The 6280-nt window shown below is 33.1% G+C and carries 6 protein-coding genes; all 6 read left to right on the forward strand.

The genetic code is table 11. From position 1 onward, the window contains the following. Positions 1-272: 272 nt before the first annotated feature. On the forward strand, positions 273-701 hold the full coding sequence (gene rplM, locus QJ521_RS09180; RefSeq protein WP_282840187.1) for a 50S ribosomal protein L13: 429 nt from the start codon (positions 273-275) through the stop codon (positions 699-701). A gap of 3 nt (positions 702-704) precedes the next feature. Further along, on the forward strand, positions 705-1103 hold the full coding sequence (rpsI, locus tag QJ521_RS09185) for a 30S ribosomal protein S9 (protein ID WP_282840188.1): 399 nt from the start codon (positions 705-707) through the stop codon (positions 1101-1103). A gap of 76 nt (positions 1104-1179) precedes the next feature. After that, entirely contained in the window at positions 1180-2784 is a 1605-nt protein-coding gene (locus QJ521_RS09190; protein ID WP_282840189.1) for an MFS transporter, read from the forward strand. A 6-nt stretch (positions 2785-2790) separates the two neighbouring features. After that, complete coding sequence (locus QJ521_RS09195; RefSeq protein ID WP_282840190.1) at positions 2791-3318, forward strand: P-loop NTPase family protein; 528 nt, start codon at positions 2791-2793, stop codon at positions 3316-3318. Positions 3319-3387: 69 nt separating this feature from the next. Next, complete coding sequence (gene gltX, locus QJ521_RS09200) at positions 3388-4731, forward strand: glutamate--tRNA ligase (protein WP_282840191.1); 1344 nt, start codon at positions 3388-3390, stop codon at positions 4729-4731. Further along, positions 4728-6269, forward strand: coding sequence for a M26 family metallopeptidase (locus QJ521_RS09205; protein WP_282840192.1), 1542 nt, complete (start codon positions 4728-4730; stop codon positions 6267-6269). The genes gltX and QJ521_RS09205 overlap by 4 nt, the downstream gene beginning before the upstream one ends. Positions 6270-6280: the final 11 nt, after the last annotated feature.

Below are 6280 nucleotides of genomic sequence, written 5' to 3' on the forward strand. Positions count from 1 at the left end.
CGAGCTACATTGTTCATGATTCTATTATAAACAAGAAGTTAAAAAAAGAAAAGGCGATTTAATCGCCCTGAGTGAATTTATTCACTTTTAGTTAAAAGAATTGGGATAAAAACATATCACATTTCAGCAAAATATATAAGGTCAAACATAATATGAAATCATACACGAAACTGTTGACAATTGTATTTTAATATAGTAATATTACATAGGTACAGTATTTTTATCCACTTTAAAGCCCTTATTTCAAAAATAAGAATATAAGGAGAATTACAATGAAGACATTTATGGCAAACGCACAAACTGTTGAAAGAAAATGGTTTGTAGTCGATGCAGAAAACAAGACTTTAGGACGCTTAGCTACCGAAGTCGCATCCGTGTTAAAAGGTAAACATAAACCAACCTACACTCCTCATGTAGATAACGGTGACTATGTAATCGTAATTAACGCAGAAAAAATTTATATGACTGGAAAAAAATGGGACAACAAAATGTATTATAGCCACTCAGGTTATAGTGGAGGTCTCAAAAGTACAGCAGCTAAAGATGTTATGACGAAATTTCCAACACGTATGGTTGAAAAAGCAATCGTTGGTATGTTACCACATACAAAGTTAGGTAGCCAAATGGCAAAGAAACTCTTTGTTTATGCAGGTCCTGAACACAAACACGCTGCACAACAACCAGAGAAATTGGAGGTATAAGACATGGCAAAAGAAAAAGTACAATATTTTGGTACAGGTCGTCGTAAGAGCTCTGTTGCTAGAGTCATTTTAACAAGTGGTAAAGGGTTATTTTTAATTAATGGCCGTCCATTTGATGAATATATTCCTTCAGCAGCAACTAGATTAGACGTAACTCAACCATTAGTATTAACAGAAAGCGAAGACAAATATGATATTACCGTTAATGTTAACGGTGGTGGATTAACAGGACAAGCTGGAGCAATCCGCTTAGGCATCACGCGTGCTTTAATGGAAATCAACCCAGAATTACGTGCAATTTTAAAACCAGCAGGACTCGTAACAAGAGATCCACGTTCTAAAGAACGTAAAAAACCAGGTTTGAAAAAAGCAAGAAAAGCATCACAATTCTCAAAACGTTAATTCGGTGGGACCTATATGGTCCCTTTCTTTTTTTTATCGTGCTATAATAGAAATAAACCATTATAGAGGTTAACATATGAAATTGAATTATCGCAATACGTTTTATGTGGGTTTAATCTTTTTTATCATTTCATTATTTTGGCAAACGTATGACATGTTGATTGCTAGAACGCTAATTGACAAATATGGACTGAATCAAACATGGTCTGGAATCGTCATGGCAGCAGACAACATTATGGCGGTTATTTTATTGCCTCTCTTTGGTGCTTTATCAGATAAAAGTAATTCTAAATTGGGAAAAAGAACACCTTATATCATCGTAGGTACAGTTTTATCTGCATTCGCATTTATGGCATTATCATATACGGACTATATGCAAACTTTAAAAATACAGTCAACCGATATTATTGAGCAACATTATGATGTTGCATTTAGTGATATCGATGATGTGAGTGAGACAAGCCATTGGTATATCGTCGTTGATAATATGTCAATAGAAAGAGAACAAAGTTATCAAGAAGGATTTATAAGTGGAACAAAACTTAGTTTGTGGGAAGAACAAATAAGAGATCCAATGCTAGATATACTAGATCGAAGTTCTGATCACCTATCAACAAGAAACTTATCCATCGTTAGGGATTTATATTATAGATACTTAAGTGAACGTGCTTGGGAAGTAACTGCTCAAGAACCAACAAATCTTATTATTTTTTCAACGATTTTGTTTGTTGCATTAGTGTCGATGTCAATCTTTAGATCTCCAGCAGTAGCGTTAATGCCAGACGTCACAATAAAACCTTTACGAAGTAAAGCGAATGCTGTGATTACTTTAATGGGAGCATTTGGTGGAATATTAGCCATTTATATACTGATGCTGAGTGGATTAAATAAACACGCATATGATCACCATTCTATTGTATATATCGTTGTTGGTGTTATTATGTTAATAACATTAGGTGTTTTCTTATGGAAAGTAAAAGAACCAAAACTTGTCGAAAAGAAAAAAACACTTGATGAAGAATACAATTTAAACACGGATAATGGAAAAAGAAAAAACAAAAAAGTATTAGCTGAGTTAACTTTAAAGAAAAGAATTTCTTTATATTTTCTATTGGCATCTATATTTTTCTTGTTTACAGGTTATAATGCTGTTATGTCAAAACTTGCAGATTACTTACCAAAAGTACTTAATCTAAATTATTATGACCCACCATTCGTTATCGCTCAAGTTTTTGTTGTTTTAATGATTGTTCCAATTGGGCTGTTATCAATGAAATTAGGTAGAAAGAAAACAATCATTATTGGACTGATTATGTTAATATTTTCATTAGGAAGTGTTGTATTCCTCCAAGAAAATCAATTAGTCCGAACAGCAATCATCATTTCCATATCAGGTATTGGATGGGCAATGATTAGTATTAACGCTTATGTCATGGTTGTTGAAATGAGTAAGGGATCAGATATCGGACGATACACGGGATTTTACTATGCCGCTTCCATGAGTGCTCAGATATTTACACCTATTTTTTCAGGAATTCTAATGGATAGATATGGTCGGATTATCTTATTCCCATATGCAGCGATATTTACAACATTATCACTTGTTTTAATATTATTCGTTAAACATGGTGAAGCAAAAAAAATTAACAAAAATCTAATTGAAAGTATTGAAATGGAGTAAGCACTTATGAAGATATTAGTCGTGGGATATTCAAGTTCAGGTAAATCAACATTTGCAAAAAGATTGAGTACAGTTTATCAACTACCGGTGCTCCATATTGATACGATTTCTTTTGGACCCAACTGGGTCGAAAAAGAATCGGATGTTGTTGAAAAAGAAATCAGAGATTTTATGAAAAAAGATGGCTGGATTATTGATGGTCAATATCGAAATTTAGCTACTGAACGATTTGATTATTCAAATCAAATCTTTATATTTGATTTCAATCGCTTTAAATGCCTCTATGGAGCAATCGTTCGCAGAATAAAATATCATAAACAAAGTCGTGATTCTATTGCGGATGGATGTACTGAAAGGTTAAATTTTAGTTTCATAATGTGGATTCTCTTTACAGGACGAAAAAGAGACTCGAAATTATTGATCAAAAGTTATAAAAAAGACTATAAAGAAAAAGTCGTTGTTTTCAAAAATAGAAAGCAGACGAAAAAGTATTTGCGATCAATCGGTTACACAGGTTCTTTTAAATATGAATAAATTCATATAATCATTGTGAAATCATGTAATATATCGTATAATATTAGTTGCATGTAAGGATGGGATAAAATGAGCAAAGTAAGAGTAAGATACGCACCAAGTCCAACTGGATTATTACATATAGGTAATGCACGTAGTGCCCTATTCAATTATTTATATGCACGTCACTTCGGTGGCGATTTTATTGTACGCATTGAAGATACAGATGTTTCGAGAAATGTTGATGGTGGAGAAGCATCACAACTTAATTATCTAAAATGGTTAGGTCTTGAATGGAATGAATCACCCGATATGGGCGGCGATTTTGGTCCATATCGACAATTAGAAAGATTAGATATATATCGCAGATACGCTGAAGAATTATTAGAAAAAGGGTTTGCCTATAAAGATTTTAGAGAAGATAGTGAAGATTACGCTATCCGCTTTAAAGTTCCAAAAGATGTTGAGTATGTATTTAATGATATCGTTCGTGGTGAATTAAGATTTCAAAGTAAAGATGTTGAAGACTGGATTATTATGAAAGATAATGGCATTCCAACATATAACTTTGCTGTTGTTATTGACGACCATTTAATGGAAATAACCCATGTTCTTCGCGGTGAAGAACATATTACAAATACACCGAAGCAATTAATGATATATCAAGCTTTCGGATGGGAAACACCAATTTTTGGACACATGACAATTATTGTCAATGAAGAAAAGAAAAAATTGAGTAAACGTGATCAAAACGTCATTCAATTTATTTCTGAGTATGAACAAATGGGTTATCTTCCAGAAGCAATGTTTAACTTTATTACATTATTAGGTTGGTCTCCAAAAGGAAACCAAGAAATATTAGGTAAAGAAGAAATCATCCAACAATTTGACCCAAGCAGGTTATCAAAAGCTCCAGCGATGTTTGATAAAGAAAAGCTCGCTTTTGTAAATAGTAAATATATTAAAAAACTTAGTGTTGAAGATCTAGCACAAAAAAGTAGATCATTCTTAGAAAAAGCGGGTATTTCAATACAAAGCTCAACTTGGTTGGAGTTATTAGTAAGCATTTTACAAGATCGCATGACTCATATTGGCGAGATTGTTGAATTATATCAATCATTTTTCCACCAAGATTTTCATTTATCAGAAGAAGGATTTCAATTTTTAGTTGAAAATCAAAGTCTAAACTTACTAGAAACATTTTATAAGCATTTGGATAAAAGCAATTTTACATCCGATGTTATTGAAGAATTAATAAAACAAACAGGTTTAGATACCAGTACCAAAGGTAGACCATTATTTATGGGTTTAAGAATCGCAACCACAGGTGATATGCATGGACCAAGTCTTCCCATATCACTAGCATTATTAGGAAGAGATATTGTCTTAAACAGATTAGAAAAAACAATGACAAAATTAAGAGGTGAATCATGAAAAAAGTTATCGGCATTATCTTTACAATATTATTAACGATTATCCTCGTTGGTTGCCGTGAAGAAGAAACAAAAGTTACAGCAACATTTAGCGAAGTAGATATTATGCAAAATTCAATATCATTTGACTTAGATATCCAAGATCCGGATCAGGAAATCACTGGAGAAGTCTATATTTCATTAATTAAATCTAATGGTGAAGTTGTCCAAACTCTAGACATTGATATGGAAATGGATTTAACAGGAGTTCCATTTAGTAATTTAGTAAACACAGAATCATATACAATCAAAGTTTATGCAACAGTTGGTAGAAAAGTCCATATCATTGGTGAATATACATTTCAACCAGCATCTGCACAAACAGTCCACATCACAACACCTGAACAATTTCTGGCAATGAGTTCAAATCGTTCTGGTAATTATGTTCTAGATAATGATATAGATTTCACTGGAATTGAGTTTGTATCACCTTTTACATCAGCATTTTCTGGTACATTTGATGGTCAAGGTCATTCAATTAAAAATGTAACCTTTACCAAGGTCGCTACATATACAGGTATATTTGGATATGTCTCATCAGCTAAAATTCAAAATTTAGTGATTGAGAATGTAACGATAGGCACACCATCTGCACCTTTAGTGATGACAACATCGACAAGAACCGGTATTTTAGCAGGGTATATTTCAACATCTACTGCAGTTGTTGAAAATGTTACCATCAAAAATAGTTCAATCAACTATTCAACTTCAAGTACCGTACAAGCTTATGTTGGTGGTGCTGTTGGTGAATTTAGAGCAAAAATGACAGGTATTGAACTTGATAATGTATCTGTTCATTTGAAATCAACATCATATGGGCGTATTAGATTAGGTGGTGTCATTGGTACGTTATCAGAAGAAGCAACATTGAAAGAAGTAAGTAGCAACGCAAACGTTAGCCTAGATTTTGTAGGTAACAACATTAGAAACCGTGAGATTAGAATTAATGTCGGTGGTGTCATTGGATACCACAACGCTAGAAATATAAATCGTTCAGTTGAAAATATTTATAGTACAGGAAACGTAACCGTTGACTTAAACTTTGGTACAGCGTCTAATACAACATCGGGAAATTATTCAGTTTACGTTGGTGGATTAGCCGGTATCGCATATAGCAACATCCATCACGCATTTTACGCAGGATCAATTGAAGTTAATCATGAAAAAAATGATTATGAAAGTCAAGTCAGCAAATCATTTCATATCGGTGGGTTAATGGGATTCTATGGCTCAAATAAAACAAGCACTGAAGTCGTTCGCTTAGGAGACAATCAATCGATTACTATTGAAGTATCAGATGATGTACTCTTAAGAGCAAGCCAAACATCTGGACACAGCATTTCAACAACTATTCAAAACATTGGTATCTTTGGGTCAACACACTTAATGATCAATCAGGTTTCAGAAGTTGAAAATGATACATCAACCGTTTATAATGATTTAAATGATTACTTCACATCTGATTGGATCCAAGATGCATATGAAGCATTAACAGCTTAAAAATTCATGAA

Origin of the sequence: Peloplasma aerotolerans (genome assembly GCF_030012175.1) — a bacterium.
Classification (GTDB): domain Bacteria; phylum Bacillota_I; class Bacilli_A; order Acholeplasmatales; family Acholeplasmataceae; genus Peloplasma; species Peloplasma aerotolerans.

Coding starts and splice junctions, on each gene's coding strand:
- rpsI (WP_282840188.1), top strand. CDS start 705: ATGGCAAAAGAAAAAGTACAATATTTTGGTACAGGTCGTCGTAAGAGC.
- rplM (WP_282840187.1), top strand. CDS start 273: ATGAAGACATTTATGGCAAACGCACAAACTGTTGAAAGAAAATGGTTT.
- QJ521_RS09195 (WP_282840190.1), top strand. CDS start 2,791: ATGAAGATATTAGTCGTGGGATATTCAAGTTCAGGTAAATCAACATTT.
- QJ521_RS09190 (WP_282840189.1), top strand. CDS start 1,180: ATGAAATTGAATTATCGCAATACGTTTTATGTGGGTTTAATCTTTTTT.
- gltX (WP_282840191.1), top strand. CDS start 3,388: ATGAGCAAAGTAAGAGTAAGATACGCACCAAGTCCAACTGGATTATTA.
- QJ521_RS09205 (WP_282840192.1), top strand. CDS start 4,728: ATGAAAAAAGTTATCGGCATTATCTTTACAATATTATTAACGATTATC.